Raw genomic sequence first — 21,201 nt, 5'->3', positions numbered from 1 at the left:
TGTTCTCCTTATCGTCCTTAGAGGCGGGCTACACCAAAACTGTTGGATTGCAGCGGCCGCACTTCAGCCTCATGACAGATGTCCAGCAAGTACCCGAGCAAGGTCCGGGTATCCCGAGGATCAATCAACCCGTCGTCCCACAAACTGGCGCTGCCATAGAGCGCGGTGGACTGGCTGTCGAGCTTCTGCGCGGTGACGTGTTCCAGCATGTCGAGCATTTTCGGGTCGGGCACCAGGCCGTCCTTGGCCTGTTTGGCCTCGGTGACGATCCGCAGCACTTTACCGGCCTGGGCGCCGCCCATCACCGCCGTGCGGCTGTTGGGCCAGGCGAAGATGAAGCGCGGGTCGAGGCCGCGGCCACACATCGCATAGTTGCCGGCGCCGTAGGAACCGCCGACGACGATGGTCAGTTTAGGCACACGGGCGTTGGCCACCGCTTGAATCATCTTCGCGCCGTGTTTGATCACGCCTTGCTGCTCCGACTCGGTGCCAACCATGAACCCGGTGGTGTTGTGGAAAAACAGCAGCGGCGTCTGGCTCTGGTCACAGAGCTGAATGAACTGCGCCGCCTTGCTCGCACCCTTGGGGGTGATCGGCCCGTTGTTACCGATGAACCCGCAGGCGCGGCCTTGAATCTGCAAATGGCCGCAGACAGTTTGCTGATCGAACTCGCCCTTGAATTCGAGAAAGTTCGAGCCGTCGGCAATCCGCGCGATGATCTCGCGCACGTCGTAAGGTTTTTTCGTGTCGTCAGGAATCAGTCCGAGCACTTCTTCGATGGGGTAGAGCGGTTCTTCCCAGTGCCGCGCAGGCGCTAAAGGGAGCCGGGCATTCCACGGCAACAGGCTGACAATCTCGCGCACCTGGCGCACGCCATCGGCATCGTTTTCGGCCAGGTATTCAGCGGTGCCGGCGATTTGCGCATGCATCTCGGCGCCGCCCAGTGCTTCATCGGTGGCGACTTCGCCGGTGGCCGCCTTGAGCAGCGGCGGGCCGGCCAGAAACAGCTTGGCCTTGCCACGCACCACCACCACGTAATCTGACAACCCTGGCTGATAGGCGCCGCCCGCCGTGGCCGAGCCGTGGACCACCGTGATTTGCGGCAGGCCCATGGCCGACATCCGCGCCTGATTGGCAAAGCTGCGGGCGCCTTCGACGAAAATCTCCGCCGCGTAATTGAGGTTGGCGCCACCGCTTTCGGCCAGGGTAATGACCGGCAGTTTGTTCTCCATGGCGATCTGTTGCAGGCGCAGGGATTTTTTCAAACCGCTGGGGGAAATGGTCCCGCCCTTGATCGCACTGTTGTTTGCCACCACCACCAGCCGCACGCCGGACACGTAACCGATCCCGGCGATCAATCCACCGCCTGCCGAGCTGCCATCCTTGTCGTCATGCAGTTTGTATCCGGCGAGGCTGGCCAGTTCGAGGAACGGGGCGCCGGGGTCCAGCAGCAGATTGAGGCGTTCACGGGGCAACAATTGGCCGCGCTTGTCGAACCGGGGTTTGGCTTCGGCCGCCTTGTTCAGCAGGTTCTGTTCGAGCTGGCGAACGTGCTCGATGCCTACCAGCATCGCCGCGCGATTGCGGGCGAACTGTTCGCTGAACGGGTCCACTTGCGACTGAATCACCGGCATGACTTATTCCTTGTCCTTGAGCACGTCTGGTAAGTAGGCGCGGTGGAAACCGTTATACGACTCGCTGATCTGCGCCTTGTGTATCGGCCAGGCGCGTCCACCCAGGCTGGCGGCACCGTCGATGCGCAAGGTGCTGCCACTGACAAACGCCGCGGCCGGGCTGAGCAGGAAAACGATCGCCGCGCTGACTTCCGATTCGGTACCGATGCGTTTCAGTGGAACGTGCTCGCGCAAGGTCGGGATCACCGCTTTGAACGCGCCTTCGTAGGTGTCCATGCCACTGGACGCGATCCAGCCCGGCGCCACGGCGTTGACCCGCACCCCGGCATAACCCCATTCGAACGCGGCGGTCTTGGTGAGGTTGTCCATGCCTGAACGCGCCGCGCCCGAGTGGCCCATGCCGGGCATGCCGCCCCACATGTCGGCGAGCATGTTGACGATGGCGCCGCCGTGCGTGCTCATGGACTGGTTGAACACTTCCCGGGCCATCAGGAAGCCGCCCATCAGGTTGGTGCGCAACACCGTATCGAAGCCTTTTTGATTGATCGACGCCAGCGGCGACGGGTACTGCCCGCCGGCATTGTTGACCAGACCGTGAATCGGTCCGTGCTTGCGGATCAACTCGCTGACCACATGCTTGACCGCTTCTTCTTCACGAATATCGCAGACCATCCAATCAGCCTTGCCGCCATCCTCGGCAATCTCGGCGGCGACGTTTTTCAGCTTGTCTGCCGTGCGCCCGAGCAGCAGCACATGGGCGCCGAGGGCCGCCAGTTCGTGAGCGGTACAACGGCCGATACCGCTGCCGCCACCGGTGACGATGATGTTTTGGCCTGCAAACAAATCGGCTTTGAAAATCGAATCGTAAGCCATGGCGACAGTCCTCTAGTTGACTTGGTCGGCGATGCGCTGAGGCACCGGTATCTGGATTTCCAGCAGTTGCTGGGCGAAGGCTTTGCCTTGCGGATCGATCCGCAGGCTGGCCACACCACCACCTCCAAGGGCGTTCTCCAGCAGAAAATTAAGGCTGTGGGTGCCCGGCAGGTACCAGCGTTCGACACGTCCGTGGATCGGGTCGAGGACATGACTCATCCAGTCGACGATCACTTCTGGCGTCAAGGCCTCGGCAATCCACGGCAGGTATTCCGGCTTGCGGGCCATGACGCCGATGTTGCTGTGATTGCCCTTGTCACCGGAGCGCGCCACCGCGAGTTTGACCAGGGCCACGCTGGCATCGGCCCGGTCTGAGGGTTTCGGTGGAGCGCACGCCACGGGCAAGTCGGCGGTGTCGAGCACATCAACGGCGGGCAGGGCGCAGGGGTGGCGCTGGCCCTTGAGATCAATTTCCAGCGTGCAGGCGGTTTTGTCGATAAGGAACGAGAACAGCCGGATCAGCGGATACACCGTCGGCCGTCCACCGACAATCCCGGTCAGTCCCGGCGCCATGCCGGTGGCGGCCTGGGCGATTTCCCGGGAGAACACAATCAACGCCTGTTTACCCGGATGGCGCACCGCAAGTTTGATCACCACTTCGCGGCTGTCATGGCGCTGACCGTGGGGGCCGTAAGTGGCTTCGCTGCCGAGCAGTTCGATGTTCACTTCGCTGTAGGGTGGCCAGCCACGCTGGCTGAAGATTTCCGACGTCTTGTTGATGATGGCTTCGCTGACTCGACGCGCCTTGTCGACTGCATCGATCCCCGCGATCAGGCAGCTGGCGGTGCAGCGAAAACCGTCCGGGTAAGTCGCGCTGACCTTGTACTGATCGGTCGGCGGCAAGCCTTTTGCGCCGTGCACCTGGACCGCATTCTTGCCTTGTTGCACGAGTTTGACTTCAGTGAAATCGCAGACCACGTCCGGCAGCAGATACGCCTGCGGGTCGCCGATTTCATACAGCATCTGCTCGCCGACCGTCAGCGGTGTAACCAGTCCGCCGGAGCCTTCGGGTTTGCTGACGATGAACTGGCTGTCGGCGCTGACTTCGACGATGGGGAAGCCGATGTGTTCGTAGTCGGGCACCTCGCGCCAATCGGTGAAGTTGCCGCCGGTGCACTGGGCGCCACATTCGATGATGTGGCCGGCCAATGCAGCCTGGGCGAGTTTGTCGTAGTCGTGCCAGGACCAGCCGAACTCATGCACCAGCGCGGCGCTGACCACGGCGCTGTCGACCACGCGGCCGGTGATGACGATGTCGGCGCCCAGACGCAGGGCTTCGACGATGCCCGGTGCGCCGAGGTAGGTGTTGGTCGAGACACACATCGGCGGCAAGGGCGCGCCGCTGAACATTTCATGGATACCGCTGCTGCTCAGCTGTTTGAACTGCGGCTGCAGGTCATCGCCCAGCAGCACGGCGATTTTCAACGCCACCCCGGCCTTGTCGCACGCAGCGGTCAGGGCGGCGGCGCAGGCCTGTGGATTGACTCCGCCGGCGTTACTGATGACGCGGATTTTCTGTTCGGCGAGTTGACCCAGCAGCGGGCTGAGGACTTCGATGAAGTCGCTGGCGTAACCAGCCTGAGGATCTTTCATCCGCGCACCGGCCATGATCGACATCGTAATCTCGGCCAGATAATCGAAGACCAGATAGTCCAGGCGCCCACCTTCCACCAATTGCGCGGCGGCGGTCGAGGTATCGCCCCAGAAGGCGCTGGCGCACCCGATGCGAATTGTTTTAGGCCCAGTCAACTCCATAGCCACCTCCGACAGAAGTGCATCGAGACTACCAAGCAAGCGCTTGGTTTGTAAACGCCTTAAATATCTTCTTCCCGAGCGCTTGCTTGGGCGCCCCGGCCAGCTTAAATTGCCCGCGCAACCCCGCTGTTTTAGCGGTGATTAGCGTATTTGATTGATCGACTGTAGGAGAGAACGGGTGGACGAGCAAAAAGCCCTGAGGGTGATGCGCGAATTGGTCGACAACGGCCAATTGACCGACCCGGACAGCGCCCGCGGCAAATTGCTGCAAGTGGCGGCTCACCTGTTCCGCAACAAAGGTTTTGAACGCACCACCGTGCGCGATCTGGCCGGCGCCGTGGGCATTCAGTCGGGCAGTATTTTTCATCACTTCAAAAGCAAGGACGAGATCCTGCGGGCGGTGATGGAGGAAACCATTCGCTACAACACCGCGTTAATGCGTGCAGCCCTGGCAGAAGCCGGCAGTGTGCGCGAGCGAGTGCTGGCGCTGATTCGTTGTGAATTGCAGTCGATCATGGGTGGCAGCGGCGAGGCCATGGCGGTGTTGGTCTATGAATGGCGTTCGCTGTCCGAAGACGGGCAGGCGCAAGTGCTGGCGCTGCGTGACATTTATGAAGACCTCTGGCTACAGGTGCTGGGCGAGGCCAAGGACGCCGGTTTTATTCGCGGGGACGTGTTCATCACCCGCCGCTTTCTGACGGGTGCGTTGTCCTGGACCACCACCTGGTTTCGCGCCGGCGGCAGCATGAGCCTCGATCAATTGGCCGACGAGGCGTTGATTCTGGTGCTGGAAGAGAAACAATAGCTTTCCAAGTCAGAAGGAAACTGGCTAAGTGGCCGAAACCGCCTAGCTTGAATGGATTGATGCGTATTTTCTCGGGGAGTAGGTTGTTTTGATGTCTTCGCCAATTCGGACGGCTTCGCGGCTTTTGCTGGCGACGCTTGCGGCGTTATGCATGGTTCCGTCCCAGGCCGCACAGCTGGTGCGGGTCGGTGCCGCACATTTCCCCCCCTATACCGTGCGCCCGGAATCGGGTGCTGACACCGGTTTGCTGCCGCAGCTGGTCGAGGCGCTCAATGCCTTGCAAACCGATTACCAGTTCGTGCTGGTGCCCACTTCCATTCCCCGGCGTTTCGGTGATTTCAAACAAGGTCGGGTGGACATGGCGATTTTCGAGAACCCGGATTGGGGCTGGAATGACATTCCTCACACCACCGTCGACATGGGTCTGGAAGACGCCGAGATTTTTGTCGCGCAGCGCGAACCTGATCGTCGGGAGAGTTACTTTGCCGATCTCACCGGCAAGCGTCTGGCGCTGTTCAGCGGCTATCACTACGAATTCGCCAACTTCAATGCCAATCCAAAATTCCTCGCGCAGAACTACAACGCCACGCTGACGTATTCCCATGACAGTAACCTGCTGATGGTGCTGCGCGGGCGTGCCGACCTTGCCTTGGTGACACGCTCGTACCTGAGCGATTACCTGCTGCGCAACAAGGAAGTCGCTGATCAATTGCTGGTGTCCCAGCGTATCGATCAGGTTTATCACCACTACGCCATCCTCCGTCCGGCCGCACCCATCAGCGGCCAGGCGTTCGGCAAGTTGTTGCAAGGGTTGCGGGACAATGGCCAGTTGCTGAAGATTTTCGATCCCTACAAGATCGCCGTGGTGCCGGTCCCGGGTAACTGAAATCGCGCCACAGGTCGCGTATTTGCCGACTTCTCTTAAATTTCCCGCACTGGCTCACGTCACATCGTTGAACTGTCGACGATTTACGTGAGCCCCACCCATGTCCAATCTGAATGACCTGACGGCCCTGGCCTTGCCGACAGGAAGCCGTCTTGTAGCCGATGAAACCGAAAGCCGCCTGTGTCTCAGCCTTGAAGGGCAGCCGCTGATTCAGTTGCGCCTGACTCGCGAGCCCGCGCTGCAAGTGCAAGTAGAAGAGCAATTCGACCACGCCGACAATCGGGCCGTCTGGGCGGCCTGTTATTGGCTGTTTGCCCGTGACCCGGCCTGCCAGCGCCAGACCTGGCATCTAGAAGAAGCTCCCACCGAAGCATTGCTCAGCGGGTTGCTGATCCCTACCGACATCGTCGGCCAGTATCGCTGTAAGCGAACACTGTTCTGGCAGTTGCCTCAGCCTTGGCTGGGCGTGTCACAGACATCGAGCTATCCGCAGCAAATGGTCATCAGTGACGGCAAGCGTCATCCGCTGCGCCCGGTTAAACCGCGTGGTGAAGTCTATCGGCGTTTTGATGCGCGCCTCGGTGCCTGGATTTCCCTGCGCACAGTGGACATCGACCTGGACCTGGCGCGTTTCAATCGTTGGCAGAACAGTTCGCGAGTGGCGAGTTTCTGGCAGGAGGAGGGCAGTCTCGACCAGCATCGCGAGTACCTGAACAAACTTGAAGCCGATCCCCACACCCTGACGCTTATCGGTTGTTTCGATGATCAGCCGTTCGCCTACTTTGAAGCCTATTGGGCCAAGGAAGATCGCATCGCGCCGTTCTATGACACCGGCGATTACGACCGTGGTATTCACATGCTGGTGGGTGAAGAAAATCACCGTGGCCCGCACAAGGTGGCGAGCTGGTTGTCGGCGTTGACGCATTACCTGTTTCTCGACGATCCACGCACTCAGCGGGTGGTCGCCGAGCCTCGCGCCGATAACGCGAAGATGATCGGGCATATGCAGAACCAGGGTTTCCACTGCGAAAAAGCGTTCGACTTCCCGCACAAGCGCGCGGCGTTGATGGTGCTGGGGCGTGAGCGGTTTTTTGATCGGTGCGCGTTGGCGTGAGATGTAAGGCTCAAGATCCGTTGCGGTCTTGAGTCAGTCTTCGCGGGCAAGCCTCGCTCCTACAGGGTTTTCGTGGAATCACAATTAATGATCCAACCGCAAATTCTGTAGGAGCGAGGCTTGCCCGCGAAGCTTTTAGCGACGAGCAAAGGTATCCACACGACTGCCCGACACCTTGCGGCAATGCACCAGCGCATCGCGAATCATGAAGTTCACCAGGGTCGGCGAGACGCCAAGCTCCTTGGCGATGTCCTTTTGTGGCACGCCGTGCAGCCGATACATCTCGAAGGCGTAGCGGGTGCGGCTGGGCAGTTCGGTCAGCGCATCGGCGATGTTTTCCAGGGTCGAGAAGTTGATGTGCGAGGTTTCCGGCGAAGCGCCTTGAATCACCACGTTCAGGCCTTCCTCTTCAGGGCCCGAATACTTCTGCTCCAGTGCCTGTTTGCGGTAGTGATCGATCGCCAGGTTGCGCACGATCTGGAACAGGTAACTGAGCTGAGCCTTGAACGAAGACGTGATCTGCGGCGCTGATTGCAGCCGGAAGAACGCATCCTGCACCACGTCTTCAGCACGCGACCGGCAACCGGTAATGCGGGCTGCAATCTTGACCAGAATCAGTCGATTGTCGACGAATGCCTGAAGTAGCGGTGAATCGCACCTGCCTGTGGACACTTGTTCCGTCATGGAAATCACCTTGCTGCCAATAGGTTCGTGGGACGGCCCGCGGGGGCTGAGCTGTCCAACACATCGAGCGACAAATTATTCTTAATGATAATGATTGTCAAATGAGAAAGAGAACTAATGCTCCGCAAAGGTGCAGAGTGAGAACTGCGACACGCTGACGCGCCCGCTTGCGGCGCCCGCTTGCGGCACCGCAGCCCCATTGGCGATCTGGCCTTCCGACTAATTATTTCAAAACGTCAACCGTTCTCATTGGTGAAGGTTTCGGGTAGCCGCTGTGGCCAAAACAGCATTCCCAAGCCTCGCGCGGTCGGCGAAGACCGCGTCCTGCACGCCCTCGAAGGGGCGTGACGTCAGAAAACCGATTTCACTTGCAAGCCGAATTCAGGCAGGAAACCTCATGACCGACGCGTTCGAACTCCCCAGCACACTGGTCCAAGCCCTTCAGCGCCGAGCGGCCCTGACGCCGGACCGGGTGGCCTTGCGTTTTCTCGCCGAAACCCAGGATCAGGCTGTGGTGCTCAGTTATCGCGAGCTGGATCAGCGGGCGCGGACCATTGCTGGCGCGTTGCAGGCCGAGGCTGCGTTTGGCGATCGCGCGGTGTTGCTGTTTCCCAGCGGCCCGGATTACGTCGCAGCGTTCTTCGGCTGCCTGTACGCCGGAGTGATCGCGGTGCCGGCTTATCCACCAGAGTCGGCTCGTCGTCATCATCAGGAGCGTCTGCTGTCGATCATCAGCGATGCCGAACCGCGTCTACTGCTGACCAGCGCCAGCCTGCGCGATGCGTTGCAGCAAATTGAGGGCGCGCCGCCATTGCTGTGTGTCGATACGCTCGACAGTGCATTGGCCGAACGTTGGGTGGCGCCGAACCTTGCAGGCGACCATATCGCGTTCCTGCAATACACCTCCGGCTCCACCGCATTGCCCAAAGGGGTGCAAGTCAGCCACGGCAATCTGGTGGCCAATGAACTGCTGATTCGCCACGGCTTCGGCATTGATCTGAATCCTGACGACGTGATCGTCAGCTGGTTGCCGCTGTACCACGACATGGGCCTGATCGGCGGTCTGTTGCAGCCGATTTTCAGCGGCGTGCCGTGCGTGTTGATGTCGCCGGCGTATTTCCTCGGCCGGCCGTTGCGTTGGCTGGAAGCGATCAGCGAGTACGGCGGCACCATCAGCGGCGGGCCGGATTTTGCCTATCGATTGTGCAGCGAGCGGGTCAGCGAATCGGCCTTGGAACGTCTCGACCTGAGCGGCTGGCGCGTGGCGTACTCCGGATCCGAACAGATTCGTCTCGATACGCTGGAACGCTTCGCCGAGAAGTTCGCGGCCTGCGGTTTCACCCAAGACAGTTTCATGGCGTCCTACGGGTTGGCCGAAGCGACGCTATTCGTGGCCGGCAGCCCTCGCGGTCAGGGCATTGGCAACCTGCGCGTGGACGATAAAGCCCTGGCACAAAACCGTGCGCAGCCGGGCGATGGCAGCCCGATCATGAGTTGCGGCATCAGTCAGCCGGATCACGCGATGTTGATTGTCGATCCGACAGCCCTCAACGAGTTGACTGACAACACGGTCGGCGAAGTCTGGGTCGCCGGGCCAAGCATCGCCCACGGCTACTGGCGCAATCCGGAGGCTAGCGCCAAGACCTTCGTTCAGCACGCTGGCCGTACCTGGCTGCGCACCGGCGACCTGGGCTTTATGCGCGGCGGTGAACTGTTTATCACAGGGCGCCTGAAAGACATGTTGATCGTGCGTGGTCACAACCTTTATCCACAGGACATCGAGCAAACCATCGAGCGCGAAGTGGAGGTGGTGCGCAAAGGTCGGGTCGCCGCTTTTGCTGTCCACATCGAGGGTCAGGAACGCATCGGCATTGCGGCGGAAATCAGCCGCAGCGTACAAAAAATCCTCGCGCCCGACGCGTTGATCAAAGCCATCCGCCAAGCCGTGGCCGAGGCGTATCAGGAAGCGCCAAGCGTGGTGGTGCTGCTCAATCCGGGCGCGTTGCCCAAGACCTCCAGCGGCAAACTGCAACGCTCGGCATGCCGCAATCGTCTGGCGGACGGCAGCCTCGACAGCTACGCGCTGTACTCGTCGGCAGACATCGAAAGTAAATCCGCGACTGAATCAGGTTCCGAACTGCAAACCCTGATCGGCCAGATCTGGTGCGAACAGCTGAGCGTCAAACAGATCGGCGCCGACGATCACTTCTTCCTGCTGGGCGGCAACTCCATTGCCGCCACTCAGGTGGTCGCACGTCTGCGCGAAGCACTCGGTCTGGAGCTGAACCTGCGTCTGCTGTTCGAAGCGCCGACCCTCGGCGCGTTTGCCGCCGCAGTCGCTCAGCAACAGCAGGACGGCGGACTCGCCCAAGGCGCGATCACCCCGCTGTCGCGCACCGAAGCCATGCCGCAATCGCTTGCGCAAAACCGTCTGTGGATTACCTGGCAACTCGACCCGCAGAGCAGCGCCTACAACATTCCCGGCGCCTTGCGCCTGCGCGGCGAACTGGATGAAGACGCCTTGCGCGCCAGTTTCCAGCAGCTGATCGAGCGTCACGAATCCCTGCGTACGCGGTTCTTCGAACGTGATGGTGTGGCGCTGCAACAGGTCGATGCAGCGAGCGAATTCAACCTGCAACTGATCGATATCAGCGACCTGCCGGTTGTCGAGCGTGAAGCCCGTGCGCAGCAAATCCGTGAGAACGAAGCCCGTACTCAATTCGATCTGGAGAAAGGCCCGCTGCTGTGGGTGACCCTGTTACGCCTCGATGAAGAGGACCATCAACTGTTGGTGACGATGCACCACATCATCGCCGACGGTTGGTCGCTGAACGTGCTGATCGACGAGTTCTCGCGCCTGTACGCCGCAGCGTCCCAAGGACAAACAGCGACGCTCGCGGCATTGCCCACGCAATACGCCGACTACAGCAGCTGGCAGCGCCGATGGCTGGCGCAAGGGGAGGGCGAGCGTCAGCTGGCTTACTGGAAAGCGCAATTGGGCGTTGATCATCCGACCCTGAGCCTGGCCACTGATCATCCACGCTCGGCACAACACCTTCACAGCGCCGCGCGCCACACCATACGGTTGGGCGCGACCCTGAGCGATGCCGTTCGCCAGACCGCCCAGGCCCATGAATCCACTTCGTTCATGCTGTTGCTCGCCGCGTTCCAGAGCCTGCTGCACCGCTACAGCGGCCAGCGCGACATCCGCATCGGCGTGCCAAACGCCAACCGTCCGCGCCTGGAAACCCAAGGGCTGATCGGCTTCTTCATCAACACCCAGGTGCTGCGCGCCGAGTTGGACTCGCAGCTGCCATTTGTGGAGCTGCTGGCGCGCACCCGTCAGGCCGCGTTGGGCGCACAAGCGCATCAGGACCTGCCGTTCGAACAATTGCTCGAAGCCTTCCCGCAAGCCCGCGAACAAGGTTTGTTCCAGGTCATGTTCAACCACCAGCAGCGGGATTTGGGCGCACTGCGTCGCCTGCCTGGGTTGCTGGCCGAAGAGCTGCCGTGGCACAGCCGCGAAGCCAAGTTCGACCTGCAGTTGCACAGCGAGGAAGACCGTAATGGTCGCCTCAGTCTGTCCTTCGACTACGCCAGCGAACTGTTCGACGTGGCGACTATCGAGCGTCTGGCCGAGCATTTCAGCAACCTGCTGCGAGCGATCTGCGAGCAACCGAAAACCGCCATCGGCGACCTGCAAATGCTGAACCCGTCCGAGCTCGATCAGCAAACTTTGTGGAGCGCCGCACCGTGTACGCCGGCCAGTGTTTGGCTGCCGGAACTGCTCAACGAACAGGCACGCCTGACCCCTGAGCGCACCGCGCTGATGTGGGACGGTGGCGCCATGGACTTCGCCGAACTGCACACCCAGGCCAACCGCCTGGCCCATTACCTGCGCGACAAAGGCGTCGGCCCGGATGTCTGCGTGGCCATCGCCGCCGAGCGTTCGCCACAGTTGCTGATCGGTCTGTTGGCGATCATCAAGGCCGGCGGCGCCTACGTGCCATTGGACCCGGACTACCCGGCCGAACGCCTGGCCTACATGCTCAGCGACAGCGGCGTCGAATTGCTGCTGACCCAGACCCAATTGCTCGACCGCTTGCCGGCCACCAATGGCGTCAGCGTGATCGCCATGGACGCCTTGCATCTGGAGAGCTGGCCGAGCCACGCACCGGGCCTGCACTTGCACGGCGACAACCTGGCGTACGTGATTTACACCTCCGGTTCCAGCGGCCAGCCGAAGGGTGTCGGCAACACCCACGCCGCCCTCGCCGAACGCCTGCAATGGATGCAGAACACCTATCGCCTGAACGAAACTGACGTGTTGATGCAGAAGGCGTCGATCAGTTTTGACGTGTCGGTGTGGGAGTGCTTCTGGCCGCTGATTACCGGTTGCCGTCTGCTGCTCGCCGGGCCGGGCGAACACCGTGATCCGCATCGCATCGCGCAACTGGTTCAGCAATTCGGCGTGACCACGCTGCACTTTGTGCCGCCGCTGCTTTCGTTGTTCATCGACGAACCGCTGACGGCCGAGTGCACCAGCCTGCGCCGCGTTTTCTCGGGCGGCGAAGCCTTGCCCGCCGAACTGCGCAACCGCGTGCTGGAACACCTGCCGGCCGTGCAATTGCACAACCGCTACGGCCCGACCGAAACCGCGATCAACGTCACCCATTGGCACTGCACAACGGCCGATGGCGAACGCTCGCCGATTGGTCGTCCGTTGGGTAATGTGGTGTGCCGTGTACTCGACGGCGCTCTCAATCCAGTTCCGGTCGGCGTACCGGGCGAACTGTGCATCAGTGGCATCGGCCTGGCCCGTGGCTATTTGGGTCGGCCGGACCTGACTGCAGAACGTTTTGTCGTTGATCCATTGGGTGAGCAGGGCGAGCGTTTATACCGTACCGGCGACCGCGCACGCTGGACCGCTGATGGCGTGATTGAATACCTCGGCCGACTCGATCAGCAGGTCAAACTGCGTGGCTTCCGCGTTGAACCGGAAGAAATCGAAGCGCGTCTGCTGGCTCAGGACGGCGTCGCTCAAGCCGTGGTGCTGGTGCGCGAAACGGCAGCCGGCGGACAGTTGATCGGTTACTACACCGCAACCGATTCCATTGAATATGTTGATGTTCAAACCGCACGCCTGAAAGCTGCGCTGGCCGCCGAATTGCCGGAATACATGGTCCCGGCGCAGCTGATGCGCCTGGACGAAATGCCCCTGAGCCCAAGCGGCAAACTCGATCGTCGTGCCTTGCCGGAACCGCAATGGCAAGTCCGTGAGCACGTCGAACCGGTCACCGCACTCGAGCAGCAAATCGCCGGTATCTGGCGTGAAGTATTAGGCCTGGCGCAAATCGGCCTGCGCGACGATTTCTTCGCCCTCGGCGGCCACTCGCTGCTGGCCACGCAAATCATCTCCCGCACCCGTCAGGCCTGCGACGTCGAATTGCCGCTGCGCGCGCTGTTCGAAAACAGTGAGCTGGGTGCGTTTGCCGAACAGGTTCAACTGATCCAGGCCAGCGGCAAAACCAACCAGCAACCGCCCATCGAGAAGGTCGATCGCAGCCAACCGGTGCCGTTGTCCTATTCCCAGCAGCGCATGTGGTTCCTCTGGCAGATGGAACCGGACAGCCCGGCCTACAACGTTGGCGGCATGGCACGACTGCGCGGGGTGCTCGATGTCGGGCGCTTCGAAGCCGCGCTCCAAGCACTGATCATGCGTCATGAAACCCTGCGCACCACGTTCCCGAGCATCGATGGCGTGGCCCGGCAACAGGTTCACCCGGACACCGGGATGCGCATGGACTGGAAGGACCTCTCCGCGCTCGACGTTGATCGCCGCGAACAACGCGTCCAGCAACTGGCCGACGACGAGGCGCATAAACCCTTCGATCTGGAAACCGGACCCCTGCTGCGCGCCTGCATGGTCAAGACCGCCGAGCAGGAGCACTACCTGGTGCTGACCCTGCACCACATCGTCACCGAAGGCTGGGCGATGGACATCTTCGCCCGGGAACTGAGCGCGCTCTACGAGGCCTTCGTCGATGACCGCGAATCGCCGCTGGAGCCGCTGCCGGTGCACTACCTGGATTACAGCGTCTGGCAGCGCCAGTGGCTGGAGTCCGGCGAACGTCAGCGCCAACTCGACTACTGGACCGCGCAACTGGGCCGCGAACATCCATTGCTGGAATTGCCGGGCGACCGTCCGCGTCCGCCCGTGCAAAGTCATCGGGGTGAACTGTTCCGTTTCGACCTGACCGATGACCTTGCCGCCCGGGTCCGCGCCTTCAACGCGCAAAACGGTCTTACCCTGTTCATGACCATGACCGCCGCGCTGGCGGTGCTGCTTTACCGCTACAGCGGCCAGACCGACCTGCGCATCGGCGCGCCGGTGGCCAACCGGATTCGTCCGGAAAGTGAAGGGTTGATTGGTGCATTCCTCAACACCCAGGTGCTGCGTTGCCAACTCGACGGGCAAATGTCCGTGGGTGAGTTGTTCGAGCAGGTTCGCCACACCGTGATTGAAGGTCAGTCCCACCAAGACTTGCCGTTCGATCACTTGGTTGAAGTCTTGCAGCCACCGCGCAGCGCCGCTTACAACCCGTTGTTCCAGGTGATGTGTAACGTGCAGCGCTGGGAATTCCAACAAAGCCGCACACTCGCCGGTATGACCGTCGAATACCTGGCCAACGATGCGCGGGCGACCAAGTTCGACCTCAACCTGGAAGTCACCGACCTCGACCATCGCCTGGGTTGCTGCCTGACCTACAGCACTGATTTGTTCGATGAACCACGCATTGCGCGGATGGCCGGGCATTGGCGCAACCTGTTGGAAGCGCTGCTGGCCGATCCGCAACAGCGCCTCAGTGATCTGCCGTTGCTGGAAGCTGCCGAACAGCAAAACCTGCTCGACAGCCTCGGCGTCGAGCCGGGCGAACATCGACTCGATCAGTGCATTCATCTCCTGTTCAGCGAGCAGGCCCTGGCGCGCAAAGATGCACCGGCATTGACCTTCGCCGGGCAAACCCTGAGCTACGCCGAGCTCGACAGCCGCGCCAATCGCCTGGCCTGGATGCTTCGTGAGCGGGGCGTTGGGCCACAGGTTCGGGTGGGGTTGGCGCTTGAGCGTTCGCTGGAGATGGTCGTCGGCCTGCTGGCGATCCTCAAGGCTGGCGGCGCCTATGTGCCGCTGGACCCGGAATACCCGCTGGATCGTTTGCACTACATGATCGAAGACAGCGGCATCGGTTTGCTGCTCAGCGATGCGGCGATGTTCAAGGCGCTCGGTGAATTGCCATCGACCGTTGCGCGTTGGTGTCTGGAAGAAGACGCCGCCACACTGGCCTATTACCCGGCCACGGAGCTGCCGTTTATCAGCCTGCCGCAGCATCAGGCGTACCTGGTTTACACCTCGGGCTCTACCGGTAAATCGAAAGGCGTGGTGGTGTCCCACGGTGAAATCGCCATGCATTGCCGCGCTGTGATCAAGCGTTTCGGCATGCGTCCGGACGACTGCGAGCTGCACTTCTATTCCATCAACTTCGACGCCGCGACCGAGCGTTTGCTGGTGCCGTTGTTGAGTGGTGCTCAGGTTGTGTTGCGAGCACAGGGCCAGTGGAACGCGGAAGAAATCTGCGGGCTGATTCGCCGTCACAACATCAACATTCTCGGCTTCACCCCGAGCTACGGCAGCCAATTGGCGCAGTGGCTGGCGACTCAGGGCGAAATCCTGCCGGTGCGCATGTGCATCACCGGCGGTGAAGCGCTGACCGGCGAGCATCTGGCGCGGATTCGTGCGGCGTTCAAGCCGAGCCTGTTTTTCAACGCCTACGGCCCGACCGAAACCGTGGTCATGCCCCTGGCCAGTCTGGCGCCCGAGCAATTGGAAGAAGGCCTCGGCAGCGTGCCGATCGGCAGTGTGATTGGCGCGCGCGTGGCGTACATCCTTGATGCCGATCTGGCGTTGGTGCCGCAAGGCGCGACCGGCGAGTTGTACGTCGGCGGCGCCGGTCTGGCGCAGGGTTATCACCAGCGTCCGGGTATGACGGCCGAACGGTTTGTGGCTGATCCGTTCGCCGCCAATGGCGGGCGTCTGTACCGCACCGGCGATCTGGTGCATCAGCGCGCCGATGGTCTGGTGGAGTACCTTGGGCGTATTGACCATCAAGTGAAGATTCGTGGTTTCCGCATTGAACTGGGCGAGATCGAAACCCGTCTGCTGGAACACGACTCCGTGCGTGAAGCCGTGGTGCTGGCGCTGGATGCCCCGAGCGGCAAACAACTGGTCGGCTATCTGGTGACTGAGGTCGCTGAGCAGGACGAAGCGCAACAACACACACTGCGTGAGGCGTTGAAGGCGCACCTCAAATCCCAGTTGCCGGATTACATGGTGCCAACGCATTTGATCCTGCTCGCAAGCATGCCGCTGACCGCCAACGGCAAACTCGACCGCCGCGCACTGCCGGCGCCGGATCCGGAGCTGAACCGTCAGCAGTACGTGGCGCCGAGCAACGAGCTTGAACTGACGCTGGCCGCCATCTGGTGCGAAGTGCTGAACGTTCTACAGGTCGGCCTCAACGACAATTTCTTCGAACTGGGCGGCGACTCGATTCTGTCGATTCAGGTGGTCAGCCGTGCACGGCAGCAGGGCATTCACTGCAGCCCGCGTGACCTGTTCCAGCACCAGACTGTACAGACCCTGGCCGCCGTGGCGACCCGCACTGAGAAGGTCACGGCCGAGCAAGGTTTGCTGATCGGAGAATCACGGTTGACGCCGATCCAGCACTGGTTCTTCGACACCGATATCCCTCAGCGCCAACACTGGAACCAGGCATTGCTGCTGGAACCCACCGTGGTGCTGGAGCCCCATCGTCTGGAGCAAGCGCTGCTGGCTGTGATCGAACAGCACGACGCCTTGCGTTTGCGCTTCACCGAAGTCGCAGGTCAATGGCAGGCCGAGCATCAGGCGATTTCCGATGCGCCGGTGTTGTGGCAAGTGCGCGTTTCGTCCATGGACAAATGCGCGGCACTGTTCGCCGATGCCCAGCGCAGCCTCGACCTTGAGGAGGGGCCGCTGATGCGCGCGCTGCTGGTCGATGGTCCCGAGGGGCAACAGCGGCTGTTCATCGCCATTCACCACTTGGTCGTGGATGGGGTTTCGTGGCGGGTATTGCTGGACGATTTGCAAACGGTGTATCGCCAACTGGACGCGGGGCAGTCGGCAAAACTGCCGGCGAAAACCAGTGCTTTCAAGGACTGGGCCGCACGCTTGCAGGCGTATGCCGGTAGCGAGTCCTTGCGTGAGGAATTGAGTTGGTGGCATTCGCAACTGGCCGGTGAAAGCGCCGAATTGCCGTGTGATCGTCCCGAGGGTGGCCGACAGAATCGTCATGCGCAAACTGTCAGCGTGCGCCTCGATGTCGAGCGCACTCGCCAACTGCTGCAACAGGCGCCGAGCGCCTATCGCACCCAGGTCAACGACTTGCTGCTGACCGCATTGGCCCGCGTGCTGTGCCGCTGGAGCGGTCACGAATCGGCACTGATTCAACTGGAAGGCCACGGCCGCGAAACCCTGTTCGACGAAATCGACCTGACTCGCACTGTCGGCTGGTTCACCAGCGCTTATCCGCTGCGGCTGATGCCAGCGGATGGGCAGGGCGCCTCGATCAAGGCGATCAAGGAACAACTGCGTGCGGTGCCGCACAAAGGTTTGGGTTATGGCGTGCTGCGTTATCTGGCCGATGATCTGTGCCGTCAGAGCATGGCGGCCTTGCCGGTGGCGCCGATCACCTTCAACTACCTCGGTCAGTTCGACCAGAGCTTCGGCGCGGATGCCTTGTTCCGTCCGCTCGATGAAGCGGTCGGTGCGGCCCATGATCCTCGCGCGCCGCTGCCCAATGAGCTGAGTGTCGACAGTCAGGTCTATGGCGGTGAACTGGTGCTGCGTTGGACCTTCAGCGCCGAACGCCACGATCTGCAGACCATCACTAAACTGGCAAACGCTTACCTCGGCGAATTGCAGAGCCTGATCGAGCATTGCCTGCGCGACGATGCGGGAGGCCTGACGCCGTCGGACTTCCCGTTGGCGAAACTGACCCGGCCACAACTCGACGCGCTGCCCATCCCGGCCGCCGCCATCGAAGACGTCTACCCGCTGACGCCGATGCAGGAAGGCATGCTGCTGCACACCTTGCTGGAACCGGGCACCGGCCTCTACTACATGCAGGATCGTTACCGCATCAACAGCGAGCTCGACCCGCAGCGCTTCGCCCAGGCCTGGCAAGCGGTGATCGCCCGTCACGAAGCCCTGCGCGCGTCGTTCTGCTGGAACGTCGGCGAAGACATGCTGCAAGTTATCCACAAGCCGGGCAGCACGCCGATCGAGTATCTGGACTGGAGCGCAATCGCCGAAGCCGAGCAAGAGCCGAAATTGCAGGCATTGCTGAAAAGCGAGCGCGAGGCCGGGTTCGATCTGCTCAACCAGGCACCGTTCCACCTGCGTCTGATCAAGGTCGGCGCGGCGCGTTACTGGTTCATGATGAGCAACCACCACATCCTCATCGATGCCTGGTGCCGTTCGCTGCTGATGAACGATTTCTTCGAAATCTACACCGCCCTCGGCGAAGGCCGGGACGCGCAACTGGCCGTGCCACCGCGTTATCGCGACTACATTGGCTGGCTGCAACGCCAGAGCCTGGCCGAGGCGCGGCAGTGGTGGAAAGCCAACCTGCAAGGCTTCGAGCGGACCACGCCGATTCCGAGCGACCGGCCGTTCTTGCGTGAACATGCCGGCGAAAGCGGCGGGATGATCGTTGGCGACCGCTACACAAGGCTCGATGCCCGTGATGGTGCGCAACTGCGCGAACTGGCTCAGGCCCATCAACTGACCATCAACACCTTTGCCCAAGCGGCGTGGGCGTTGGTGCTGCGCCGTTTGAGCGGTGATCGCGACGTGCTGTTCGGCGTCACAGTGGCCGGGCGTCCGGTGGACATGCCAGAGATGCAGCGCACGGTAGGGCTATTCATCAACAGCATCGCGTTGCGGGTGAAAATGCCGGAAGACGATCAGCGTTGCAGCGTTCGTCAATGGCTGAGCGGTTTGCTCGACAGCAACATGCAACTGCGTGAGTACGAATACCTGCCGCTGGTGAGCATTCAGGAAAACAGCGAACTGCCCAAGGGCCAGCCGTTGTTCGACAGCCTGTTCGTGTTCGAAAACGCCCCGGTGGAAGTCTCGGTGCTGGACCGTGCGCAGAGCCTCAACGCGACCTCGGATTCGGGCCGCACCCACACCAACTTCCCGCTGACGGCGGTCTGCTATCCGGGCGATGACCTGGGCTTGCACCTGTCTTACGACCAGCGTTATTTCGATGAATCGACCGTCGAGCGCATGCTTGGTGAGTTCAAGCGTTTGCTGCTGGCGCTGGTTGAAGGTTTCCACGGCGACATGGCCGATCTGCCGCTGCTGGGCTTTGATGAGCAAGACTTCCTGATCCACGGCTGCAATCAGAGCGAGCACGATTACCCGCTGGAGCAGAGTTATGTCTCATTGTTTGAAGCGAGGGTTGCAGAGCATCCACAGCGCATTGCCGCCAGTTGCCTGGATCAGCAGCACAGCTACCTTGAGCTGAATGAGCGCAGTAACCGTCTCGGCCATGCCTTGATCGCCGCTGGCGTAAGGCTGGATCAACCGGTGGCGTTGCTGGCTGAACGTAACCTCGATCTGCTGGGCATGATCATCGGCAGCTTCAAGGCTGGCGCGGGTTATTTGCCGCTGGACCCGGGGCTGCCGAGCCAGCGTCTGAGCCGGATCATCGACCTGAGCCGCACGCCGTTGCTGGTTTGTTCCCAGGCCTGCCGCGAGCAAGCGCTGACGCTGCTGGATGAGTTCGGTTGCGCCAACCGGCCGAAGTTGTTGGTCTGGGAAGAGGTGCAGGCGAGCGATGTTTCGGTTGCCAACCCGGGCATCTACAGCGGCCCGGACAACCTCGCCTACGTGATCTATACCTCGGGCTCGACCGGCCTGCCGAAAGGCGTGATGGTCGAGCAGCGCGGCATGCTCAATAACCAGTTGAGCAAGGTGCCTTACCTGAGCTTGAGCGATGCTGATGTGATCGCCCAGACCGCCTCGCAAAGTTTCGACATTTCGGTCTGGCAGTTCCTCGCCGCACCGCTATTCGGCGCTCGGGTGGACATCGTGCCGAACACCATCGCCCATGATCCACAAGGGTTGCTGGCGCATGTGTCGACCCAGGGCATTACCGTGCTGGAGAGCGTGCCGTCGCTGATTCAGGGCATGCTCGCTCAGGAACGCATGAGCCTCGACGGTCTGCGCTGGATGCTGCCAACCGGTGAGGCAATGCCGCCGGAACTGGCGCACCAGTGGCTGCTGCGCTACCCGGAGATCGGGTTGGTGAATGCTTATGGGCCGGCGGAATGCTCGGATGACGTGGCGTTCTTCCGCGTCGACATGGCGTCGACCCGTGGCAGTTATCTGCCGATCGGCACGCCGACCGACAACAACCGCTTGTACCTGCTTGATGGCGCGCTGGAACTGGTGCCGCTGGGTGCGGTGGGCGAGTTGTGCGTCGCTGGCACCGGGGTAGGGCGTGGTTATGTGAGCGATCCGCTGCGCACCGCTCAAGTGTTTGTGCCGAACCCGTTTGGCGCGCCCGGTGATCGTCTGTATCGCACCGGCGACCTGGCCCGTCGGCGCAGTGACGGCGTGCTGGAATACGTCGGGCGTATCGACCATCAAGTGAAGATTCGCGGTTACCGCATCGAGCTGGGTGAAATCGAAGCGCGTCTGCATGAGCAACCGGAAGTGCGTGAAGCGGCGGTCGGTGTACAGGACGGCGTCAACGGCAAGCACCTGGTCGGCTATTTGGTAGCGGCTGATGCTTTGATCAAGCCAACCGAGCGACTGGAACGCATCAAGCAACGCCTGCGCGCCGAACTACCGGAATACATGGTGCCGCTGCATTGGTTGTGGCTGGAGCGGATGCCGCTGAATGCCAACGGCAAACTGGATCGCAAGGCCCTGCCGGCGCTGGAAATCGGCCAGTTGCAGAGTCAGTACTATCAAGCACCGCGCAATGATCTGGAGCAGACGCTGGCTGATATCTGGGCGCAGGTGCTGAAGGTCGAGAAGGTCGGTATTCGCGACAATTTCTTCGAGCTGGGCGGGCATTCATTGCTGGCGACGCAGATCGCTTCGCGGGTGCAGAAAGCCCTGCAACGTGATGTGCCGCTGCGAGCGATGTTCGAATGCAGCACGGTGGAAGAACTGGCCGAGTACATCGAAGGGCTGGCGGCGAGCGACATCACCGAGGAGAAGGTGGATCGTCTGAATGATCTGATGGCAGAGTTGGAGGGCCTTTGATTCTTTAGC

At 61.4% G+C, this 21,201-nt stretch carries 8 protein-coding genes; 4 read left to right on the top strand and 4 right to left on the bottom strand.

Annotated features, from left to right (window positions below):
• Positions 1–17: 17 nt before the first annotated feature.
• Genes atuC through ACYZT7_RS23425 form a run of 3 tightly spaced genes read right to left on the bottom strand, consistent with a single transcriptional unit; the run spans position 18 to position 4,322 of the window.
• Positions 18–1,634: a geranyl-CoA carboxylase subunit beta gene (gene atuC, locus ACYZT7_RS23435; protein ID WP_462038414.1), complete on the bottom strand. Its 1,617-nt coding sequence runs from the start codon at positions 1,632–1,634 to the stop codon at positions 18–20.
• Between the two features lie 3 nt (positions 1,635–1,637).
• Positions 1,638–2,507 (bottom strand): SDR family oxidoreductase, encoded by an 870-nt coding sequence (locus ACYZT7_RS23430; protein ID WP_462038413.1) that lies wholly within the window; start codon positions 2,505–2,507, stop codon positions 1,638–1,640.
• A gap of 12 nt (positions 2,508–2,519) precedes the next feature.
• Positions 2,520–4,322, bottom strand: coding sequence for an acyclic terpene utilization AtuA family protein (locus ACYZT7_RS23425; protein WP_462038412.1), 1,803 nt, complete (start codon positions 4,320–4,322; stop codon positions 2,520–2,522).
• Between the two features lie 178 nt (positions 4,323–4,500).
• Between ACYZT7_RS23425 and ACYZT7_RS23420 the strand changes: the two genes are divergently transcribed.
• From ACYZT7_RS23420 to ACYZT7_RS23410, 3 genes are all read left to right on the top strand, one after another.
• Positions 4,501–5,127, top strand: a complete 627-nt coding sequence (locus ACYZT7_RS23420; RefSeq protein ID WP_449644160.1) for a TetR/AcrR family transcriptional regulator — start codon at positions 4,501–4,503, stop codon at positions 5,125–5,127.
• A gap of 91 nt (positions 5,128–5,218) precedes the next feature.
• Entirely contained in the window at positions 5,219–6,013 is a 795-nt protein-coding gene (locus ACYZT7_RS23415) for a substrate-binding periplasmic protein (RefSeq protein WP_462038411.1), read from the top strand.
• Between the two features lie 100 nt (positions 6,014–6,113).
• Positions 6,114–7,127: a GNAT family N-acetyltransferase gene (locus ACYZT7_RS23410; protein ID WP_462038410.1), complete on the top strand. Its 1,014-nt coding sequence runs from the start codon at positions 6,114–6,116 to the stop codon at positions 7,125–7,127.
• 135 nt (positions 7,128–7,262) lie between these two features.
• Here ACYZT7_RS23410 and ACYZT7_RS23405 read toward each other — a convergent pair whose 3' ends face one another.
• On the bottom strand, positions 7,263–7,811 hold the full coding sequence (locus tag ACYZT7_RS23405; protein ID WP_462038409.1) for an RNA polymerase factor sigma-70: 549 nt from the start codon (positions 7,809–7,811) through the stop codon (positions 7,263–7,265).
• A gap of 397 nt (positions 7,812–8,208) precedes the next feature.
• On the opposite strand from ACYZT7_RS23405, the gene ACYZT7_RS23400 reads away from it, so the two are divergent.
• Positions 8,209–21,192: a non-ribosomal peptide synthetase gene (locus tag ACYZT7_RS23400; protein WP_462038408.1), complete on the top strand. Its 12,984-nt coding sequence runs from the start codon at positions 8,209–8,211 to the stop codon at positions 21,190–21,192.
• Positions 21,193–21,201: the final 9 nt, after the last annotated feature.

It is taken from the genome of Pseudomonas sp. RT4P38 (assembly GCF_054897765.1).
The sequence above is the reverse complement of the archived record's forward strand: the minus strand, read 5'-3'. Positions and strand labels throughout refer to the sequence as shown.